Source organism: Sphingomicrobium nitratireducens, assembly GCF_026157035.1.
GTDB lineage: Bacteria > Pseudomonadota > Alphaproteobacteria > Sphingomonadales > Sphingomonadaceae > Sphingomicrobium > Sphingomicrobium nitratireducens.
In genome coordinates this window covers 13,163-33,683 of sequence record NZ_JANJZA010000001.1, presented here as the reverse complement: position 1 = coordinate 33,683, position 20,521 = coordinate 13,163, and the positions used below count along the sequence as shown (strand labels likewise).

19 protein-coding genes are annotated in these 20,521 nt (G+C 66.8%); 10 read left to right on the top strand and 9 right to left on the bottom strand.

Annotation, left to right across the window (positions count from 1 at the left end):
- Window positions 1–19: 19 nt before the first annotated feature.
- Together NNY25_RS00145 and NNY25_RS00140 are read right to left on the bottom strand one after the other, a co-directional pair.
- A complete protein-coding gene (locus NNY25_RS00145) occupies window positions 20–2,323 on the bottom strand; it encodes a putative bifunctional diguanylate cyclase/phosphodiesterase (protein ID WP_265569333.1) in 2,304 nt (767 codons plus the stop codon).
- Window positions 2,324–2,433: 110 nt separating this feature from the next.
- Window positions 2,434–4,353 carry a M1 family metallopeptidase gene (locus NNY25_RS00140; RefSeq protein ID WP_265569332.1) on the bottom strand — a complete coding sequence of 640 codons (1,920 nt, stop codon included), beginning with the start codon at window positions 4,351–4,353 and terminating at the stop codon, window positions 2,434–2,436.
- A 176-nt stretch (window positions 4,354–4,529) separates the two neighbouring features.
- On the opposite strand from NNY25_RS00140, the gene NNY25_RS00135 reads away from it, so the two are divergent.
- Together NNY25_RS00135 and NNY25_RS00130 are read left to right on the top strand one after the other, a co-directional pair.
- Window positions 4,530–5,738, top strand: coding sequence for a sensor histidine kinase (locus NNY25_RS00135; protein ID WP_265569331.1), 1,209 nt, complete (start codon window positions 4,530–4,532; stop codon window positions 5,736–5,738).
- Window positions 5,735–6,535: a LytR/AlgR family response regulator transcription factor gene (locus tag NNY25_RS00130; RefSeq protein ID WP_265569330.1), complete on the top strand. Its 801-nt coding sequence runs from the start codon at window positions 5,735–5,737 to the stop codon at window positions 6,533–6,535. Before NNY25_RS00135 ends, NNY25_RS00130 begins: the two co-directional genes overlap by 4 nt.
- On the opposite strand, the gene NNY25_RS00125 is transcribed toward NNY25_RS00130, so the two are convergent.
- Window positions 6,532–7,866, bottom strand: coding sequence for an MATE family efflux transporter (locus tag NNY25_RS00125; protein WP_265569329.1), 1,335 nt, complete (start codon window positions 7,864–7,866; stop codon window positions 6,532–6,534). The genes NNY25_RS00130 and NNY25_RS00125 overlap by 4 nt on opposite strands.
- A 117-nt stretch (window positions 7,867–7,983) precedes the next feature.
- Here NNY25_RS00125 and NNY25_RS00120 point away from each other — a divergent pair, with 117 nt between their 5' ends.
- A complete protein-coding gene (locus tag NNY25_RS00120; RefSeq protein ID WP_265569328.1) occupies window positions 7,984–9,654 on the top strand; it encodes a dipeptidyl-peptidase 3 family protein in 1,671 nt (556 codons plus the stop codon).
- Between the two features lie 53 nt (window positions 9,655–9,707).
- Window positions 9,708–10,088, top strand: coding sequence for a VOC family protein (locus tag NNY25_RS00115; protein ID WP_265569327.1), 381 nt, complete (start codon window positions 9,708–9,710; stop codon window positions 10,086–10,088).
- On the opposite strand, the gene NNY25_RS00110 is transcribed toward NNY25_RS00115, so the two are convergent.
- Window positions 10,089–11,309 (bottom strand): ABC transporter permease, encoded by a 1,221-nt coding sequence (locus NNY25_RS00110; RefSeq protein WP_265569326.1) that lies wholly within the window; start codon window positions 11,307–11,309, stop codon window positions 10,089–10,091.
- Complete coding sequence (locus NNY25_RS00105) at window positions 11,306–12,235, bottom strand: ABC transporter ATP-binding protein (protein WP_265569325.1); 930 nt, start codon at window positions 12,233–12,235, stop codon at window positions 11,306–11,308. Before NNY25_RS00105 ends, NNY25_RS00110 begins: the two co-directional genes overlap by 4 nt.
- Window positions 12,236–12,264: 29 nt before the next feature.
- Between NNY25_RS00105 and queG the strand changes: the two genes are divergently transcribed.
- Window positions 12,265–13,296, top strand: a complete 1,032-nt coding sequence (gene queG, locus NNY25_RS00100) for a tRNA epoxyqueuosine(34) reductase QueG (protein ID WP_265569324.1) — start codon at window positions 12,265–12,267, stop codon at window positions 13,294–13,296.
- Here queG and NNY25_RS00095 read toward each other — a convergent pair.
- Window positions 13,293–13,640, bottom strand: a complete 348-nt coding sequence (locus tag NNY25_RS00095) for a hypothetical protein (RefSeq protein WP_265569323.1) — start codon at window positions 13,638–13,640, stop codon at window positions 13,293–13,295. The genes queG and NNY25_RS00095 overlap by 4 nt on opposite strands.
- Before the next feature lie 114 nt (window positions 13,641–13,754).
- Between NNY25_RS00095 and NNY25_RS00090 the strand changes: the two genes are divergently transcribed.
- Window positions 13,755–14,747 carry an adenosine kinase gene (locus NNY25_RS00090; RefSeq protein WP_265569322.1) on the top strand — a complete coding sequence of 331 codons (993 nt, stop codon included), beginning with the start codon at window positions 13,755–13,757 and terminating at the stop codon, window positions 14,745–14,747.
- A 79-nt stretch (window positions 14,748–14,826) separates the two neighbouring features.
- Here the strand turns inward: NNY25_RS00090 and NNY25_RS00085 are convergent, their stop codons facing one another.
- The 3 genes from NNY25_RS00085 to NNY25_RS00075 form a co-directional block, all read right to left on the bottom strand.
- Window positions 14,827–16,407 (bottom strand): amino acid permease, encoded by a 1,581-nt coding sequence (locus NNY25_RS00085; protein ID WP_265569321.1) that lies wholly within the window; start codon window positions 16,405–16,407, stop codon window positions 14,827–14,829.
- A gap of 91 nt (window positions 16,408–16,498) precedes the next feature.
- A complete protein-coding gene (locus NNY25_RS00080) occupies window positions 16,499–16,876 on the bottom strand; it encodes a histidine triad nucleotide-binding protein (protein ID WP_265569320.1) in 378 nt (125 codons plus the stop codon).
- Window positions 16,842–17,213, bottom strand: coding sequence for a cupin domain-containing protein (locus tag NNY25_RS00075; protein WP_265569319.1), 372 nt, complete (start codon window positions 17,211–17,213; stop codon window positions 16,842–16,844). Before NNY25_RS00075 ends, NNY25_RS00080 begins: the two co-directional genes overlap by 35 nt.
- A gap of 78 nt (window positions 17,214–17,291) precedes the next feature.
- Here NNY25_RS00075 and NNY25_RS00070 point away from each other — a divergent pair, with 78 nt between their 5' ends.
- The 4 genes from NNY25_RS00070 to NNY25_RS00055 all read left to right on the top strand — a co-directional run bounded on the left by NNY25_RS00070 (window position 17,292) and on the right by NNY25_RS00055 (window position 20,519).
- On the top strand, window positions 17,292–17,780 hold the full coding sequence (locus tag NNY25_RS00070; protein WP_265569318.1) for an SspB family protein: 489 nt from the start codon (window positions 17,292–17,294) through the stop codon (window positions 17,778–17,780).
- A gap of 79 nt (window positions 17,781–17,859) precedes the next feature.
- Window positions 17,860–19,254 (top strand): class II fumarate hydratase, encoded by a 1,395-nt coding sequence (gene fumC / locus NNY25_RS00065; RefSeq protein ID WP_265569317.1) that lies wholly within the window; start codon window positions 17,860–17,862, stop codon window positions 19,252–19,254.
- Between the two features lie 25 nt (window positions 19,255–19,279).
- On the top strand, window positions 19,280–19,816 hold the full coding sequence (locus tag NNY25_RS00060; protein WP_265569316.1) for a DUF4142 domain-containing protein: 537 nt from the start codon (window positions 19,280–19,282) through the stop codon (window positions 19,814–19,816).
- Window positions 19,817–19,988: 172 nt separating this feature from the next.
- Window positions 19,989–20,519: a DUF4142 domain-containing protein gene (locus NNY25_RS00055; protein ID WP_265569315.1), complete on the top strand. Its 531-nt coding sequence runs from the start codon at window positions 19,989–19,991 to the stop codon at window positions 20,517–20,519.
- Window positions 20,520–20,521: the final 2 nt, after the last annotated feature.

Here is a 20,521-nt window from a genome sequence, read left to right as displayed (position 1 = left end):
GTGCGCGCTCGGACGGCGTTCAGCTCGCCTTGCGGTGGGCGTAGCTTTCGACCATCTGGCTGGCGCGCTCGTAGCTCAAGGGGCGGCCGAACAGGTAGCCCTGGATCGTGTCGACGCCCAGATCGCGCATGCGCTCGAAGTCCTCGGCCGTCTCGACACCTTCGGCGGTGACGTTCATGCGGAACGACTTGGCGAGCTGGACGATCGACTGGATGATCGCGACATTCTCCTCGCGGGTGCCGGCTTCTCGCACGAAGCTGCCGTCGATCTTGAGCTTGTGGAAAACGGCCTTGTTGAGATAGCCGATCGAGGAATAGCCGGTCCCGAAATCGTCGAGCGCGATGCCGACGCCAAGCTGGCGCAGGCGCTTCATCACGTCGAGCGTGGGGCCGTTGTCGCCGAGGAACACGCCCTCGGTCACTTCGAGTTCGAGGCGGTTGCCGGGCAGGCGGTGCCGCGCGAGCGCCTGGCTGACGATGTTCGGCAGCGCGGGCATCACGATCTGCTTGGGGCTGACGTTGACAGCCACCGTGATCGGCTCGGGCCACTTGGCGAGCGTGCGGCAGGCTTCCTCGATGACCCATTCGCCGATCTGCATCATCAGGCCGTTTTCCTCGGCGATGGGGATGAAGACGGGCGGCGGTACGAGCCCGCGGGTCGGGTGGTTCCAGCGGATGAGCGCTTCGAAGCCGACCAGCTTCTGGTCCTTGGCCGAGACGAGCGGCTGGTAGAGCAGGTGGAACTGGTTGGCGGTGACCGCATTGCGAAGATCGCTTTCGAGGCGGACGCGGTCCTCCTGTTCCGACTGGAGCTCGGACGAGAAATACTTGACGCAGCCGCGGCCCGCACCCTTGGCCTCGTAGAGCGCAAGGTCGGCCTTGAGGATGAGGTCGTCGACGGTCGCGCCGTCGATCGGGCCGAAGGCGCAGCCGATCGAGACGCCGATGCGGATCTCGATCTGGTCGATCATGTAGGGCTCGGCGATCGAGGCGACGATGCGCTCGGCGAGATGTTCGACATTGTTCCGCGACTGGCCGTCGTTGAGGATGATCGCGAATTCGTCGCCGCCCATGCGGCCGACATGGCCGCGGTCGCCGACCTCGTCGCATAGCCGCTTGGCGACCGCCTGGAGGACGGCGTCACCCTTGGGATGGCCGAACGTATCGTTGACCGGCTTGAATCCGTCGAGGTCGAGAAACATGATCGCGCACGGCACGTTCGACGTGGTCGCTTCGCGCAGCGCCTCGCCGAGAAGCTGGCGCACGCGGCCGCGGTTGGGCAGTCCCGACAGCACGTCCATGTTGGCGAGGTGGGTCAGGCGTTCCTGCTGGGCGCGCACCTCGGTGATGTCGGAGCCGACCCCGCGATAGCCGACGAACCGGCCCGCCGTGTCGATGATCGGGTCGCCCGCCATCGAGATCCAGCGCTTGCCGCGCGAGGTGTCGACTTCCATCTCGAGGTTGGTGAAGCTGTTCTTTTCGAGCAGCACCTTGCCCAGTTCGGCGCGGCCGCCGAGCAGGGAGGGCAGGCTGTGCCCGATGATCGCGTTCGAGGGCTTGCCGAGAAGCGCGACCATGCGGCTCGACAAATAGGCGACGCGGTTGTCCTCGTCGGACTGCCACAGCCAGCCCACGCCGCGTTTCTCGTATTCCTGGAGCAGCAGCCCGGCGCTTTCGTTGGCGGAGCCGACGTCGGCGTTGGTCTTGAGCTGATGGAACGCCCAGCGCGACACGGTCATCACGCCGATCACCGCCACGCCGAGCGTGAAGAGGATCGAGAGCATGTGTTCGAACGGCACCGCGTTGCGCGCGATGATGAGCGAATAGGACAGGGCCGCGGTGAAGGAGGCGAGCCAGACGGTGGCCGCGGTCGGCACCACGACGAGCCCGAGCCCGCCAATGCCGAGCCCCGCCATGATCGAGGCGAGGATGACCTGGTCGGGGCCCGTAAGCCCGGAGAAGGAATAGACGGGGAGCGACAGCCACACCGCGGCGCGCGCGCCGACTTCGCCGATCATCACCCAGGTCGGCACGCGGCGGCCCGAACGGCCGATATGGGTCACGGCCTGGCGACGCGCGACGAACATCGCGGCGAGGTTGACCCCGCCCACGGCGAGGATCCAGCCAGCCATGGTGGCGAGGTCGAGCGCGGCATGGAGCGAGGCAGCGACCAGCAGCGAGGCGACGATGTTGGCGGCGCAGAAGAAGGGCGCGAGCTGGGCGCGCGAAATCAGCTGGACGTCGCGCAGCGGACTGGAGCCGCTCTTGTCGTCCGCGCTGGACACGCCAAGCGCCGCGCCATCGGGAAGGCGCGCCGAAATCATGCGCTTATACCGGTCAGGTGCTTGATACATTGCCCATTCCGCGTCGAATCATGGCGGAACACTAGGGCAAAGAGCGTTACTTCCCGGTTAAGGCTTCGGCGAAAAACGCGCTATCCGGCATCCGGGAGCAGTCCCAAGAGGTCGAGATCGCGCGTCGTCATCGGGTGATAGAGCGGCCGCGCCTTGGGATAGACCCGTTCGGCGATCTCTCGGCCCCACGCCTTGTCCTCGGCCAGCGCCTCGATCAGCGGGCGCACGAACTTACGGCGGCCCTGGCTGGTGAGGAACTGTTCGAGGCGCGGCACGGCGGGATCGTAGCGGTTGGCGACGACCTTCTTGAGCCACAGGAAAAGCACTTCGTTGTTGCCGGTTCCGGTCAGGCCCAATGCCTTGTCGAGCGCGGCCATGCGCTCGGTGGTCTGCTCCTCCTCGATGCGGCCGAGGAAACGCAGGCGCTCGTCGGTGCTCCAGCCCTTCCAGGCCGCGGCATCGGGGGCGCCGCCTTCGTTGAACGCGGCGATCGCGGCGTCGACCTCGGCGAAGGCCTCGGTGTTGCCGGGCTCGAGATTGTCGGGAATGCCGGGCTTGTAGACCCATTCCTCGATCCCGAGAGCCTCGAAGGCCTCCTCGTCGTTGGCGAACAGCTTGTCCTTCACTTCCTCGATGAACATGCCCGAGGTGACGGGCGCGAAGGCATGGCGCTCGAACCAGCCCTTCATGAAGGCGTCGAACTTGTCGCGGCCGACCGCGGCCTCGAGCGTGCGCAGGAAGGCGGCGCCCTTGTCGTAGGGCACGCCGGTGAAGCCGTCGTCGGGGTGGCGCCCCTTGAGGTCGAGCGCGAGCGCGCTGTCGCCGGGCTTTTCCAGTCCGTCGATCTCGCTCTTCATGTCGTCGAGCGAGAGCTGCACCTTCTGGTCGTACTGCTCCTTGCCGTAGACCTTCTCGATGATGCGCTGTTCGGCCCACACGGTCATGCCCTCGTTGAGCCAGAAGTCCGACCAGGTGGCGTTGGTGGCGAGGTTGCCCGACCAGCTGTGCGCGAGTTCGTGCGCGATCAGGCTGACGAGGCTCTTGTCGCCCGCGATGAAGGTCGGGGTGAGGAAGGTCAGCGTCGGGTTCTCCATCCCGCCGAACGGGAAGGAGGGCGGCAGGACGAGCATGTCGTAGCGGTCCCACAGATAGGGGCCGAACAGGTCCTCGGCGGCGGTCACCATCTTTTCGGTGTCGGCGAGCTCGGCGGCCGCCTTGGGCAGCGTCTCGGGCTCGGCCCAGACGCCGGTACGCAGGCCGAGCGGACGGAATTCGAGGTTCCCGACCGCGAGCGCGATCAGGTAGGGTGGCACCGACTTGTCCATCTTGAAGCGGTAGATGGTGTGGCTGTCGCCGTCGGGGATCTTGTCGCCGGCCTTCGGCGCGCTCATCACCGCGACGAGCGGGTTGGGCACGCGGATCCGCGCTTCCCAGCTCTGGCGGATGCCGGGGCTGTCCTGCGTCGGGATCCAGCTGCGATTCTCGATCGCCTGCCCCTGGCTGAACAGGAAGGGATGCTTCTTGCCCGCGGTCTGCTGCGGGGTGAGGAACTGCAGCGCGCTGGCGTTTTCGGCGGAGGTGTAGTGGACCACGATCTTGCGCGCCTTGCCGATCTTGACGGTGAGCGGGGCGCCCAGCGATTCGTCGACCTCGCCGATGGCGAAATCGAGCGGCGCGCCCTTGGCGTCGGTCACCTTCTCGATTTCGAGGCCGCGATCGTCGAGAACGATCTCGGTCGCGTCGGGCTTGGCGTCGATGGCGAGCGTGGCGGTCCCCTTCACCCGCTGGCTTTGGAAGTCGACGTCGAGGTCGAGCGCGACATGGTAGACGCGCGCCTCGAGCGGCTTGGCGTAGCTGTGCGTGTCGACCGCGTCCTCACGGTCGAGGATCGGGGCGATCTCGACCTTGGGCGTGGGGGCCGGCGGCGGCGTCTCCTCGCCCCCGCGGCACGAGACCAGCGAGAGGGCTGCGGCGAAAACGGTCAGGACGCGGAAAGCCAATGGTCGAACTCCTCAATTGGGCGGCGATAGGGTCGCCGGGCGAGGAGCAGGCGGCTCGCCGCCCGGCACCCTCGATCCGTCGCGCGACCCTAGCGCCACGAACGCAGCATCGCCACCACTATGCGCGCGCGGTGCATGCGCTTATGTTACGCACATGAAAGGTCATTGCTCCATCCATGGCGAGTGAGCCTGTCTCCAGCCTGAAGGACCCGGTCGGGATCGAGAATGCGGCGCGCGGCGTCGCGTCGCTCAAGGCCAAGGTCGCGCGCCCCGATCCCCGCGGCACCGGCCCCGCGCGCCCGATCCTTGAGGGTGTCGGGCTCGAACAGCCCTTCTTCGCCGACAAGAACCGCGCCTTCTGGCTACTGCAGAGTTTCGGCTGGTCGGGCTTCTTCATCCTGCGCTCGCTGTCCGGCCTCGCCAATTCGATGGGCGCGATGTTCGTCGTGCACTGCCTGCTGCTGACCGCGACCGGCTATTCGCTGACGCTGCTGATGGCCTCGCTCTACAAGCGGCTGATCGCGATGCGCGTGACGCTGACCGCGATCGTGTCGCTGGCGACGGTCGCCATCGCCGCGGCGGTCTTCTCGTTCATCGAGACGTGGAGCCTGTCGACCTTCGTCAACCCGAACTTCCAGCCGGTCGGGGTCGCCTTCCTCGGCGCGATCATCCTCGACTTCTCGTTGCTCGCGGCCTGGTCGGCGCTCTATTACGGGATCAACTACTACCTGCTGCTGGAAGAACAGATCGACCAGCGCGCCAAGCTGGAGATGCAGGCATCGAGCGCGCAGCTGGCGATGCTGCGCTACCAGCTCAACCCGCATTTCCTGTTCAACACCCTGAATTCGATCTCGACGCTGGTGCTCTTGAAGCAGGTCGAGCGCGCCAACGCGATGCTCTCGCGCCTGTCCTCCTTCCTGCGCTACACGCTGGTCAACGAGCCGACCGCCAAGGTCCCGCTGGCCAAGGAAGTCGAGACCTTGAAGCTCTATCTCGAAATCGAGAAGATGCGCTTCGAGGAGCGGTTGAAGCCGCATTTCAGGATCGATGCCGACACGGTCAATGCGCGTCTGCCCTCGCTCTTGCTCCAGCCGCTGATCGAGAATGCGATCAAGTATGCGGTGACGCCCTCCGAAGAAGGCGCCGACATCTGGGTGACCGCACGGCGCGAGGGGCGGGCGGTGCGGATCGAGGTCGCCGACAGCGGCCCCGGGCCAGGCGGTCAGACAGGCGATGCGCTCTCGACCGGCGTCGGGCTCGCCAACATTCGCGAACGGCTGAGCCAGGCTTATGGCGCCGCACACGGTTTCTCGACCAGAACGAACGAACATGGGGGGTTCAGCGTTGTGGTTGAAATCCCCTACGAAACGGAAGACAATTCATGACCATCCGCACCATCCTCGTCGACGACGAACCGCTTGCAACCCAGGGCCTCCAGTTGAGGCTCGAGGCGCATGACGACGTCGAGGTGATCGCCACCGCGGCCAATGGACGCGAGGCGATCCGCGCGGTCAAGACGCACAAGCCCGACCTCGTCTTCCTCGACATCCAGATGCCGGGATTCGACGGGTTTTCGGTGATCAGCGGCCTGATGGAGGTCGAGCCGCCCTTGTTCGTGTTCGTCACCGCCTATTCCGAGCACGCGCTCAAGGCCTTCGAGGCGCAGGCGGTCGACTATCTGATGAAGCCGGTCGACGAGGACCGGCTCGCCGCGACGCTCGACAGGGTACGCGAGCGACTGTCGGAGAAGGGCGCCGCGCGCAAGGCGGAGAAGCTCCAGACCGCGCTCGAGGAACACGCCCCGGAGGCGGCCGAGACGATCACCGACGGTTCCGAACGCCCGGCGGCGAGCCGCTACGAGCAGGTCATCAACATCCGCGACCAGGGTCAGATCTTCCGGGTCGACGTCGGCGATATCGAGCGTATCGATGCGGCGGGCGACTATATGTGCATCCAGACCGGCGACAACACGCTGATCCTGCGCGAGACGATGAAGGACCTCGAGAAGAGGCTCGATCCGCGCCGCTTCCAGCGTGTTCACCGTTCGACCATCGTCAACCTCGACCAGGTCAAGCAGGTCCGCCCGCACACCAACGGCGAATGCTTCCTGGTGCTCGATTCAGGTGCCGAGGTGAAGGTCAGCCGCTCCTATCGCGACGTCGTCGCGCGCTTCGTCCACTAGCGCCGCTCGTCCGCGATGCCTTCGGCAAGGCGCGGGAGCATCAGCGCCTGCAGCGCGGCACGGGCGACGAGGAACAGGGCGAAACTGGCCCACAGGCCCTGGTTGCCCATGCTCCATGTCGCCCAGATCGCGAGCGCGTAGACGAGCGCGGCGCCGGCCATCGAGAGCAGCAGCGCGCGCGTCCAGCTGGCGCCGACGAAGACGCCGTCGAAGACGAAGCTGGCGACGCCTGCGAGCGGGATGAGGACCATCCACGGCGCGACCTTGAAGGCGGCGATCGCGACCGCGGGGGTGGCGGCGAAGCTGACGATGACGGGGCCGGCGGTCACCAGGAAGGCGGCGGCGAGCAGAAAGGCGACGGCGAAGCCGCGCCACAAGATCGCCTTGGTCACCCTGAGAAAGCCGACGCGGTCGTGCGCGCCGTAGCGCTCGCCGTTGAGGACCTGCGCGGCATTCTCGAACCCGTCGAGCAGCAGCGCCATGAAGACGAAAAGCTGGTAGAGGATGCCGTTGGCCGCGAGCGTGACCGCGCCGCGCTCTGCGCCGATGCGGGTCAGCGCGGCGCCCGCGATCATCAGGATGACGGTCCGAAGGAACAGGTCGCGGTTGATCGACAGGAAGGGCCTGAGCGAGGCCCATGCGATGACCGAGCGGTTGCGCAGGGCCGCGAGCACCTCTCCGCCCGCCGCGCCGCGCAGGACCAGCAGGGCGAGGAGCGCGAGCTTGGCATATTCGGCGGCGAAGCTCGACCAGCCGATGCCCGCGATGCCCATGTCGAGCCCGAGCACAAACCACAGGCCGAGCCCGACGTTGAGGAGGTTGTAGCCGATCTCGACCGCCATCGCGGTGCGCACCTGGCGGCGCCCGACGAGGAAGCCGACAAGGGCAAGGTTGGCCATCACGCCGGGCGCGGTGAAATAGCGGATGTCGGCATAGACGCGCGCGGCGGCGAGGACGTCGCCTTGCGCGCCGAGGGCGGAGAGCAGGAGCGGCTGGAGCACCGGCTTGGCGAGGAGAAGCGCGGCGGCGATGCCGAACCCGATGACGAGGCCGCGCACGAGCGTTTCGGCCTGCGCGTGGACACCGTGGCGCGTGCCGCCCTGCGCGACGAGGCCGGTAGTGCCGGTCTTGAGGAAATTCATGACCGTGAACAGCAGCGCGAACAGGCGCGCGCCGACGTCGACCGCGCCTTGCGTCGCGGCATCCTCGAGCCGCCCGACGATCCACATGTCGCCGATGCCGATCAGCGCGGTCGCGACATTGGTCAGCATCGCGGGGATTGCGATCGCCCAGATGATGCGCGTGTCGATACCGTGCCGGATGGTCGTCATGATCGCCCGCTTTCGCCCCGTCTGCGTCTTCGCTTGGCGCAGACGCACCGCGCCCGCAAGTCCGCCCGTCGAAATCCCGCTTGGGGGAAGCTGCAAGAGGCGCTACACCCCGCGCCCATGAAAAAGCATCTCTGGCTCAGCGCCGCCGCCGCCCTGTCCCTCAGCCTCCCGCTCGCCGCCTGCAACACGGGCGAGCAGCTCGAAGCGCCCGCGGAGGGCTCGGATGCTGCCGCGCTCGCCAAGCTGGCGAGCGTCGAGATGGAAACCGACACCAGCTTCCTCACCGACGAGGAAAAGCAGGTGGTCAACAAGCTGATCGAAGCCGCCAACCTGATGAGCGAGATCTACCTCCGCCAGGTCGATGCCGAGAACCCCGCCAAGCGCGAGGCGATCCTCGCTTCGAACGCGCCCGACAAGGACGCGCTGCTCGAGCGGTTCGACACCTATTTCGGCAGCTGGGACAGCCTCGAGGAGGACAAGCCCTTCTACGGTGACAAGGCGCGCCCGGTCGGCGCGGGCTTCTACCCGACCGACCTCACCAAGGCCGATCTCGACGCCTATATCGCCGCCCACCCCGACGAGGAAGAAGCGCTGCTGTCGCCCTACACGGTGGTCAAGCGCGACGGCGATCGCCTGGTCGCGGTGCCCTATTCCGAGGAATATGCCGAGTGGCTCGAGCCGGCCGCCAAGCTGCTCGAGGAAGCTGCCGAGATCACCACCAACCCGAGCCTCAAGAAGTTCCTGACGCTGCGCGCCGAGGCGTTCCGCACCGACGACTATTACGAGAGCGAGCTGGCGTGGATGGATTTGAAGGACACGCCGATCGAGGTCGCGATCGGGCCGTACGAAGTCTACACCGACACGCTCTATGCGCGGAAGACCGCGTTCGAGGCGTTCGTGACCCTGCGCGATCCCGAGGAATCGGCCGCCCTCGACGTCTACAAGGCGAAGCTGCGCGACATGGAGGCCAATCTCCCGGTCGACGAGAAGTACAAGAATTTCCGTCGCGGCTTCGAGAGCCCGATCAGCGTGGTCGAGCAGATCCACGGTGGCGGCGACAATGTGCCGGGCGTGCAGACGATCGCCTTTAACCTGCCCAATGACGAGCGGGTCCGCGAGGCCAAGGGCGCCAAGAAGGTGATCCTCGCCAACGTACTGGGCGCGAAATACGACCGCATCCTCGCGCCGATGGCCGAGCTGGTGCTGACCAAGGAAGACGCCGCGCAGGTTTCCAAGAAGTACATGACGATGGAGACGCTGTTCCACGAACTCTCGCACAGCCTCGGGCCGGGCACGATCACGGTCGACGGCAAGGAGACCACGGTCGACAAGGTCATGGCCGAGATGAGCTCGGGGCTCGAAGAGGCCAAGGCCGACGCGATGGGTGCCTGGAACATCCTCTACATGATGGACGAGGGGCTGCTGCCCGCCGAGGAGAAGGGCGCGCTGCGCCGTACCTATGTGGTCGGCCTGTTCCGCGCGATGCGCTTCGGCACCAACGAGGCGCACGGCAAGGGCGCGGCGATGCAGTACCGCATCCTGCGCGACCTCGGCGCGATCGAGTGGGACGCCAAGGCCAAGCGCTTCCACGTCGTCGACGAGAAGTTCGACGAGGCGCTCGCCGAGCTGGTTCGCCGGATCGTCGTTCTCCAGGGCGACGGCGACTATGACGGCGCGGTCAAGCTGTTCGAAGACTGGGGCGCCTACGATCCGGAAGCCGAGACCGTGACGGGGACGATGGGGGACATCCCGATCGACATCCGTCCGATCTACCCCGAGAACGTCTGACCCTGTCTCACCTCCCCCGCGTCTGCTACGGACGCGGGGGACAGGAGGGACTGATGGGCAGGATTACCGGACTGGGCGGCGTGTTCGTGAAGCGCGCCGATCCCGACAAGACCAGCGCCTGGTACAAGGACGTGCTTGGCATCGCGGGCGAATACGGGCCCGTGTTCCGCTGGAAGGACGAGCCGCAGGACGATCCCTTCTCGCTCCTATCCAGCTTTGCCGCGGATACGACCTATCTCGATCCCGGCACGCAGCCCTTCATGATCAATTTCCGCGTCGACGACCTCGACAGCTTCCAGAAGGAGCTGGAGGACAAGGGCGTCGAGATCCTCGGCCGCGCCGACGAGCCCTACGGCAAGTTCGCGTGGCTGCTCGATCCCGACGGGGTCAAGATCGAGCTGTGGGAGCAGATCGGGCCCGCGCCCGACGCCTGATCAGGCGGTCTTGCGCATCCAGGGCCAGCGGAACGGCTTGCCCGACTTGAGCACGCTCTTGCGGAACAGCTTGGCCGCAAGCTTGAGGATCAGCGCGACCCACAGCATTTGCCAGCCGAGCGCGACGAGATGGGGCCAGATGGCATCCTGCTCGGCGGCGCGCGCGATCATCGCGAAGGGCGAAGTGAAGGGGAAGACGGCGGCAGCGAGCGCCTCGATGCTGTCGGGCTTGCCCACGCCCGCTTGCGCGCCGAGCAAGAGCACGACCTGGAGCATGGTCACCGGCATCGACATGGTCTGCACTTCGCGCACGGTCGAGGCCTGCGCGCCGATGCCGAGAAAGGCCGCGCCGACGAGCAGGTAGCTCATCGAGAAATAGACCAGCAGCAGGACGAGGAAGAGCGGCCAGCCGACCGCGGGGGCGGGCGGTGCGGCGGCGAGCCCGCCATCGACGTAGATGGCGAAAGCGCCGATGCCGGCCGCGAACCACACCGCGATGCCTGTCAGCGAGATGGCGAGCATGGCGAACAATTTGCCGACGAAGATGGCATCGACCGGGACCGAGGAAGCTAGCACCTCGATCACCTTGTTCGATTTCTCCTCGAGCATCTGGGACAAAAGCATGCCGGCGAGCAGCAGGGTCAGGAAGAAGAGCAGGAACTGGCCCGCGCGCGCGGTCAGCATGCGGATCGAGACAAGCGAGCCCGCGCTTTCGTTGGTCGCGGTGAAGCCGAGCGGGGCGCCGCCGGGCGGCGCGGCGAGAGCGCTTTGCCGGGCGAGATCGACGAACGAGGCAAGCTGCTTGAGCGTGCGGCCCTCCTCGTCGACGTCACCGGTGAAATGCGGGGCGTCGAGCCCGCCTTCGAGGACGCCGAGGACGGGCGTGTCCTTGGCGGCGAGGAGCGCCTCGCGCTGGGTTTTCGCGTCGGCTTCGGGCAGGCGGTGCACGAGGCCGACCATCGGTCGCTCCTCGGCCAGCGGCGCGAGGCGGTCGCGCGCGGCGACGAGCGCGTCGTAATCGGCCTGGCTCGACACCACCGCGACCCGCGGCTGGTCGGCTTCCTTGACGATCTTGCCGCCAAGGTTGCCGAACATGAAGCCGAGCGCGAGCGGGAAGAGCGGGCCGAGCAGGAAGAAGAGAAAGGTCTTCGATAGGACGGTCGCGCTATAGTCGCGGCGCGCGATGACGAGCGCGGCGCGCAGCAGTTCGGGAAGCTTCACTTGCCTTCCTCCATTTCGGCGGCGGCGGCCTCGCCCGCGATCGCGACGAAGGCGTCGTGGAGGCCGGGGCGTTCGATCGACAAGGTCTCGATGCCCGCATCGCCCTCGATGAGGGCCTTCAATAGCGGTTCGGGGCCGCTGTCGGGCAGTTCGAAATGCCATTCCTCGCCGTCACGAGTGGCGGCGGCGGGAAGCGCGCTGCGCCACGGGCCGTCGGTGGCGCGGGTCTTGAGCCGGACGATCGGATTGAGCCGTTCGCGCGCCGCGGCGACCCCGCCCGAGAAAGCGAGCTTGCCCTTGGCGATGATCGCGACCTGCTCGCACAATCGCTCGGCGTGGGCGATGACGTGGGTCGAGAAGATGACGGTGGTGCCCGCGGCGGCCTGCGCGCGAATGAGGCCTTCGAGCTTGCCCTGGTTGATCGCGTCGAGGCCCGAGAAGGGCTCGTCGAGGATGATGAGCTTTGGATTGTGGACGATGGTGCCGAGCAGCTGGACGGTCTGCGCCATGCCCTTGGAAAGCGAGCGGATCGGCTTCATCGTCCAGTCGCCGAGCCCGTTCTCCTCGAGCAATTGCGTTGCACGGGTGCGGCCCGCATCGAGCGGAAGGCCACGCAGCGCGCCCATGAACGCGATCGCCTCGCGCGCGGTCATGGCCGGGTAGAGGCCGCGTTCCTCGGGAAGATAGCCGACGTCGTGCGCCGCTTCGAGCGGGCGGTCGTGGCCGAGGAGGCTGCGGCTTCCCTCGTCTGGATCGATGATGCCGAGCATCATGCGTAGCGTCGTCGTCTTGCCCGCGCCATTGGGCCCGAGGAAGCCGAAGATGCTGCCTTCGGGGACGGCGAGGCTGACCCCGTCCACAGCCCGTTTTCCATCGAAGGTCTTGACGAGATTGGTGGCCTCGGCGGCGAAGCGGCTTTCCTGCATGGGCCAATTTGGTAGAGGCTGGAGCCGAGATGACAAGCCTAGAGACCGCCATTCGCCGAAAAGCCGAGGAACTGGGCTTTTGCGCCTGCGGGTTCGCGCGCGCAGACGCAGCGGTAGGGGCGGGCGAGGACCTCTACGAATGGCTCGCCGAGGGACGGCATGGCGAGATGGGCTGGATGGAGGGGCGCAAGGAGCAGCGCGCGCACCCGCAGGGCCTCTGGCCGGAGGCGAAATCGGTGATCGCGCTGGCGATGAGCTATGCGCCGGCCGAGGACCCGTTGCGGCTGGCAGGCGAGGGGGATGTGGGGCGCATCTCGGTCTACGCGCAGGGGCGCGACTATCACGACGTCGTCAAGAAGAAGCTCAAGGCGATGGGGCGCTGGCTGGCCGAGGAAGCCAAGTGCCAGTTGAAGGTGTTCGTCGATACCGCGCCGGTGATGGAAAAGCCGCTGTCGGCGGCGGCGGGGATCGGCTGGCAGGGCAAGCATACGAACTTGCTCAACCGCACCCACGGCAACTGGCTGTTCCTCGGCGTCATCTACACCGACATGGAGTTGGAGCCCGACGTGCCGGCGAGCGAGCATTGCGGGAGCTGCACGCGCTGTATCGAGGCGTGCCCGACCGGCGCGATCACCGCGCCCGGGCGGATCGATGCGCGCGCCTGCATCTCCTACCTGACGATCGAGCTGCACGGGCCGATCCCGGAGCAATATCGCGCGGCGATGGGCAATCGCATCTACGGGTGCGACGACTGCCTTGCCGTGTGCCCGTGGAATTCGTTTGCGAAGGCCGCGCAGGCCAACGCGAAATTCCTGCCGCGCGAAGACCTCGTCGCGCCCAGGCTGGCGGAGTTGCTGGCGCTCGACGATGCGGCGTTCCGGGCGAAATTCTCGGGCTCGCCGATCAAGCGGATCGGGCGCGACCGGATGGTCAGGAACTGCCTGATCGCGGCCGGCAATAGCGGCGATGCGGCAATGCGCGCCCATGTCGCGCCGCACCTCGAGGATCCCGACCCGGTCGTCGCCGAGGCGGCGCGCTGGGCGATGGAGCGGCTGGCCTAGAGCGCGCGGTCGAGCGACAGGGCGCAGGTCTCGCGGTCGACGTCGCGGCCATAGACGTCGCGCGCATCGACATGGCGCACGGTCGCCTCGCGGCCGCCCTGGCCGGGATAGAGGTAGACGTCGAGCACGCACGCGCCGCGATATTGGAGCTTGAGCCCGTCGCCTTCGCGGATGGTGAGTTCGGGCTGGCCGAAGCGCTGGAGCACGGTGCCTGCGGTCAGCCCGATCAGCGCGCCGCCCCGCTGGACCTGCGGTGGGGCAGGCGGGGGCGGCGAGGTCGGGCGTTCGGCGGGGCCGGCACAGGCGGCAAGGGCGAGCGGCAGGGCGAGGAGAAGGCGGCGCATGCCAAGGGGATGGCGCGGCGCGCGGCGCGGCGCAAGCTTGCTCCTTCGCCGTCCGGCGGCTAGGGCGCGCGCTTTATCGCAATTCACGCTTCTCCTGACACCGGACCGACCTTCATGACCGACCCCCGCTACGACGTGCTCGCCATCGGCAATGCCATCGTCGACGTGATTTCCGACGCGACCGACGCGTTCCTCGAGAGCCACGGGCTCGACAAGGGATCGATGCGGCTGATCGACGAAGCCGAGGCGGAGAGCCTCTACGAGGCGATGGGGCCGGGGCGCGAGATCTCGGGCGGCTCGGCGGGCAATACCGCTGCGGGACTCGCGGCGCTGGGCTGCCGAACCGCGTTCGCGGGGCAAGTCGCCAGCGACCAGCTCGGCGCGATCTACAAGCACGACATCGAGGCGTCGGGCGTCGACTTCCTAGTCGAACCGCGCGGCGATGTCGGCGCGACCGCGCGCTGCCTGATCCTGGTCACCCCCGACGCGCAGCGGACGATGAACACGTTCCTCGGCGCGGCCAACCAGCTCCAGCCGGGCGTCATCGACGAGGCGGCGGTGGCCGATGCGGGCATCGTCTATCTCGAAGGCTACCTGTGGGACCTGCCCCACGCAAAGGAAGCGATGGAAAAGGCGATGGACGTCGCGCGCGCGGCGGGCCGCAAGGTCAGCTTCACCCTGTCCGACAGTTTCTGCATCGCGCGTCACCGCGCCGACTTCCTGCGGCTCATCGAGGAGGGCAAGATCGACATCCTGTTCGCCAACGAGGCGGAGATCGTCGAGCTGGCCAAGAAGGGCGATGTCGACGAAGCGGTCGAAGCGATCGGACCCAAGGTGCCGCTGCTGGTCGTCACGCGGTCCGAGAAGGGCGCGATCGCGGTCGAGGACGGTCACCGCGCGCGCGTCGCGGCCGAAAAGATCTCGCAGTTGGTCGACACCACGGGCGCGGGCGACCTGTTCGCCGCGGGGTTCCTCGCCGGCCAGGCCAAGGGTCTCGACCTCGAACAGAGCCTCAAGCTCGGCGCGATCGCGGCGGCCGAGGTGATCCAGCACTACGGCGCGCGGCCCGAAGCCGACCTCAGGGAACTGGCGTCCGCCATTCTGTGAACCGGCGCATGTCGTAAAGAAGAAGGGGCGACCCGCTTGCGTGCGGGCCGCCCCTTCTTCGTGTCGGCTTCAGATGTCCCTATTCGTCCGCAGGCGGATGGATCGGGATCATCGTCTCCTCGCCCGCGACGTCGTCGACCACTTCGACGATGCCCTTGCCGAGATGGCTGTTGCGACGGCTGTAGCCGAAATAGACCACGAACCCGATCAGCGACCAGATCGGCAGGACGAGCATCGCCGCCGACGGCAGGTTGAGGAACAGGAAGGCGCAACCGAACACGGTGGCCGGGCCGATCAGCCAGATCGCCGGGGTCTTGAAGTCGCGCTTGAAGTTGGGGCGCTGCTTCCTCAGCAGCATCACCGCGACCGCCACCATCAAGAAGGCGTAGAGCGTGCCCGCGTTGGCGATGTCGGCCAGCTGCCCGACCGGGAAGAAGGCCGCGCCGATCGCGACAAGGAGGCCGGTCATCAGCGTCACCTTGTACGGGGTCTTCCACTTCGGGTGGACCGCCGAGAGGCCTTCGGGAAGAAGGCCGTCGCGGCTCATCACGAAGAAGATGCGGGTCTGCGCAAACAGCAGCACCAGGATGACCGACGGCAGCGCGAGGAAGGCGGCGATGCCGAGCATGTTGCCGATCCCGGAGAAGCCGATCTGCCTGAGGACGTGCGCGAGCGCCTCGTCCGAACAGACCAGCGCGGCCGCGTGCTCGGGCATCGCGCACTGCAGCGCGAGTTCTTCCGAACCCGCCGGGAAGGGAATGCCGTTCGGCCCCATGATCGGCTGGCCGCCAATGGTGCCGATCGCGCCCGCCGCGACGAGGATGTAGAAGACCGTGCAGAACAATAGCGAGCCGACGAGCCCGATGGGCACGTTGCGCTGCGGGTTCTTGGTCTCTTCCGCCGCAGTCGAGACCGCGTCGAAACCGACATAGGCGAAGAAGATCGTTGCCGCCGCGCCGACCGCGCCGACCCCGGTGCCGAAACCACCGAACACGCCCGCGGGCAGGAACGGGTTGAACTTGTCGGGATCGAAATAGGCGCTGGTTAGAGTCAAGCCGATGAAGGCGGTGAGCGCGGTGACCTTGATCGCGACGAGCACGGCGTTGACCTTGGCGCTCTCGCTGGTGCCGATCATCAGCAGCCAGGTGATGAGCAGCGCGATGATCGCGGCGGGCAGGTTGATGAACCCGCCCTCGATGCCGCCCAGTGCGAGCGGGCCGCCGGCGAGCCATGTGGGCAATTGGACCCCCATAAACTCGTTGAGGATCGTGCCCGCGAAATAGCCCGACCAGCCGACCGAGACGGCCGCGCCGGCGATGGCATATTCGAGGATCAGCGCCCAGCCGACCGTCCAGGCGAGAAACTCGCCCATGGTCGCGTAGGAGTAGGTGTAGGCCGAGCCTGCGACCGGGATCATCGAGGCGATCTCGGCATAGCAGAGCGCCGCGACGACGCAGACGAGGCCGGCGATGACGAAGGCGAGCATGAGGCCGGGACCGGCCTTCTGCGCACCCGCGGCGGTCAGCACGAAGATGCCCGTTCCGATGATGCAACCGATGCCGAACAGCATCAGCTGGATCGCGCCGAGAGAACGATGCAGCGATTTCTTTTCCGCGGTGGCCAGGATGGCTTCCAGCGGCTTGACGCGCCCTAGGATCATGAGGGGCTCCCCTAACAAGAAAGCCGGTTCCCCCGGGGAACCGACCGTGAAAAGAAGGCGAGCCTAGCGCGCTCTGGCGCGCTTTCAATCCCTAACGTGCGAGCATCGGCCCGAGCGGTGCGCCGCCGAACAGGTGGACGTGGAGATGCGGGACCTCCTGTCCGCCGCGCTTGCCGATGTTGGCGAGCATCCGGTAGCCCTGTTCGACGCACCCGTTGTCGCGCGCGACCTTGCCCACGAAACGCGTGAAATCGAGGATTTCCGCATCGCTCGCCGTCGCCGAGAAGTCGTCCCAGCTGACGTAATGGCCCTTGGGGATGACGAGGATGTGGATCGGGGCAAGCGGGTTGATGTCGTGGAAAGCGAGGCTGTGTGCGGTCTCGTCGACCTTCGAACAGGGAATCTCGCCTTTCAGGATCTTGGCGAAGATATTGTCAGGATCGTACGGTTTCGTCGCGTCGATCGGCATGATGGTCCTGTCCTTCCCCTCCCGCGGGCCCGTAGAAGACGACCCAGACGGAAAAATCGTCGCTGAACTCGACGAAGCGATGATGCGCGCCGGCCTCGATGAAGATGACGTCGCCGGCATCGACTGCGATGACTTCGCCTTCCTTCTCGATGCAGCCCTTGCCCTGGCGCACGATGTAGATCTCGTCCTGCGGGTGGGGCGTCTGCATGTCGCGCCCGCGCGGTTCGAACAATTCGACCGACATGCTGCCGTGACCCATTCCCGCGAAGAACGGGTCGCGGGTCGCATCGAGACCGCGGCGGAAATGGTTGTAGGAGCGGTGCCAGTCGTTGCGCATCGCGCGACCATGGCGACATCGCGCGGCGCTGTCCATTGCCCCTTGACCCCGTGGGGTGCGGAGTTCATCCCGCAGGCCATGACCGACGATGCGCCCGAAAGCCTGATTCCCTACGACGAGATCGTCCAGGAGGCGCTGCGCGCAGTTGTCGGGCGGGTGTTGAGCGAAGTCGCGGCGACCGGCGAACTGCCCGGCACGCACCATTTCTACATCACTTTCCGCACAAAGGCGCCGGGGGTCGAGATCCCCAAGCACCTGTCCGAGCGCTTCCCGGAAGAGATGACCATCGTCATCCAGCACCGCTTCTGGGACCTCAAGGTGACCGATACCGGATTTTCGGTCGGCCTCAGCTTCGGCGGCGTACCCTCGACGCTGTTCATCCCGTTCGCCGCGGTGACCGATTTCGTCGATCCGGCGGTCGAGTTCAGCCTCAAGTTCCAGGCGAACGAGGAGGATGACGACGACTTGTTCGACGACGAGGACGAGGCCGGGGACGAGCCGCTCCGGGCCGAACCGATCGAGGACGGTTCGAACGTCGTGTCGGTCGACTTCACCAAGAAGAAGTAGCGAGCGCCCCCTCGACTCGCGCGCGCCGCCCGCCTAATCGGGCGCCGATCCTTTTTCCATTGGCTCGGGAGTGAATGACGTGGGCGAACCCACCCGTACCGAACATGACAGTTTCGGCCCCATCGAGGTGCCGGCGCAAAGCTATTGGGGCGCGCAGACCGAGCGCTCGATCGCCAACTTTCCCTTCGGCCCGCGCGAGCGCATGCCCAAGGAAATCGTCCATGCGCTGGGCGTGGTGAAGCAGGCGGCCGCGCGCACCAACGGGCGGCTCAAGAATCTCGACGCCGACCTGGCCGAAGCCATCCAGCAGGCGGCGGGCGAAGTCGCGCGCGGCGACCTCGACGACCAGTTCCCGCTGGTCATCTGGCAGACCGGCTCGGGCACCCAGTCGAACATGAATGCCAACGAGGTGATCGCGGGCCGCGCCAACGAGGCGCTGACCGGCAGGCGCGGTGGCAAGGAACCGGTGCACCCCAACGACCATGTCAATCGCGGCCAGTCGTCGAACGACACCTTTCCGACGGCGATGCACATTGCGGCTGCGGTCGCGGTCGAGCGTCGCCTGATCCCGGCGCTCAAGCGCATCCACAGGACGCTCGACCGGCAGGCGGTGGCGTGGGACCGGATCATCAAGATCGGGCGCACGCACTTGCAGGACGCGACGCCGTTGACGCTGGGCCAGGAATTTTCGGGCTACGCGCAGCAGATCGCCGACAATATCGAGCGGGTGAAGGCGGTGCAGCCGCGCCTCTACCGTCTCGCGCAGGGCGGCACTGCGGTCGGCACCGGGCTCAACGCGCCCGAGGGTTTTGCCGAGAAGTTCGCCAAGGAAGTCGCCAACCTCACCCAGCTGCCCTTCACCTCGGCGCCCAACAAGTTCGCCGAACTGGCCGCGCACGATACGCTGGTCGAGCTGTCGGGCGTGCTCAACACGATCGCGGTGTCGCTGTCGAAGATTGCCAACGACATCCGCCTGCTCGGCTCGGGACCGCGTTGCGGGCTGGGCGAACTCAAGCTGCCGGAGAACGAGCCGGGCAGCTCGATCATGCCGGGCAAGGTCAATCCGACACAGTGCGAGATGCTGACCATGGTCTCCGCGCAGGTGATGGGCAATCACATGGCCGTGACGGTCGGCGGGCTGCAGGGGCACATGGAACTGAACGTGTTCAAGCCGCTGATCGGGGCCAACGCGATCCGCTCGATCGACCTCCTGACGGTGGGCATGGAAAGCTTCACCGAGCGCTGTCTCGACGGGATGGAGCCCGACGAGGAGCGCATCGCCGAGCTGATGAACCGCTCGCTGATGCTGGTCACCGCGCTCGCGCCCGAGATCGGCTACGACAATGCGGCGACCATCGCCAAGCACGCTCATAAGAAGGGCATGACCTTGAAGGAAGCCGGGCTTGACCTCGAGCTGGTCGACGAGGAAACCTTCGACCGCGTGGTAAAGCCCGAGAAGATGATCGGCCGCTAAGGCCCCAGCAGCAGGAGAAACGAGGATGCGGCCATTCACGAGGAAAGGGCCGCTCCTCGCGGCCGCGGCGCTGGCGCTGATGGTGGCGGGCTGTTCGTCGAAACCGGCGCCGATGGTCGCGACCGCAGTGCCGTCGGCGGCGCTCGGCCCGACCACCGCGGCCGCGTTCGTGGCGATCGCCTCGTCGGCGGCGCTCTACGCGGTCAAGGCGGCCGAACTGGCCGAGGCGCGATCGGCGGATAGCGAGGTGCGCGCGCTGGCGACCCTCCAGCGTGAGAACGCGATGGGGATCGCGGGCCAGCTGAGCTTTGCGGGCCGGCGCCTGAACCTGCTGCCGAGCGCGGAACTGTTGCCCGAACACGAGGCCTTGTTGCGCAAGCTCCAGTACGCGTCCGATTTCGATCGCACCTATATCGAGCAGCAGCGCACGTTCGTTCCCGACGTGCTCGACCTCCACCGCACCTATGCCGCGCGGGGCGAGAGCCCGACCTTGCGCCCGGTTGCCGAACTGGGCGCCGACCTGCTCGAGAACCAGGTCGAGGCGATCGACGACGCCGACTGAAGCAGCGGCCGGGCGCGGCCACCCGCCGGGACGCCGAGCGAAGGGAAAGCGCTGCCCGAAAGGGCGGTGCTTTTTTGCGTTGTAACCAGGGACTTACTCCGATATATCCCAAATCGGGACATTTAGCCGGACAGGAATGAACCTGTCCGGTTAACTAGGGGGTAGGGAAATCTTGGTAAACGCAAAGTTTCTGGGCGCGACGGTCGCGCTGGGCCTCTTGGCCTCTATCGCGCCGGGCAATCCCGCCGCTCCCATCGTCCCTCAGGCGGCAGCGAGCCAGTCGGGTGCGACCCTGTCGGCGGCGCTGTTCGTCAACGTGGCAGCGTCCTCTGCGCTCTATTCGGTCAAGGCTGCGGATATCGCCCGCGCCCGGTCGCGCGATCGCGACGTGCGCGCGCTTGCCAAATTGCAGCGCCGCAACGCGCTCGGCATCGCGGGCCAGCTGAGCTTTGCGGGCCGGCGGCTCAACCTGTTGCCGCGCGCCGAACTGCTTCCCGAACACAAGGCAATGCTGCGCTCGCTGCGTTCGACGCCGACGTTCGACCACACCTATCTCCAGCAGCAGCGCGGCTTCGTGCCCGACGCGCTCGACTTCCATCGTACCTACGCACGCCGGGGCGACAGCCCCACGCTGCGGCCTGTGGCCCAGATGGGCGCCCAGCTGCTGGAAGGCCAGGTCCGCGCGATCGACCGCACCGACTAGGG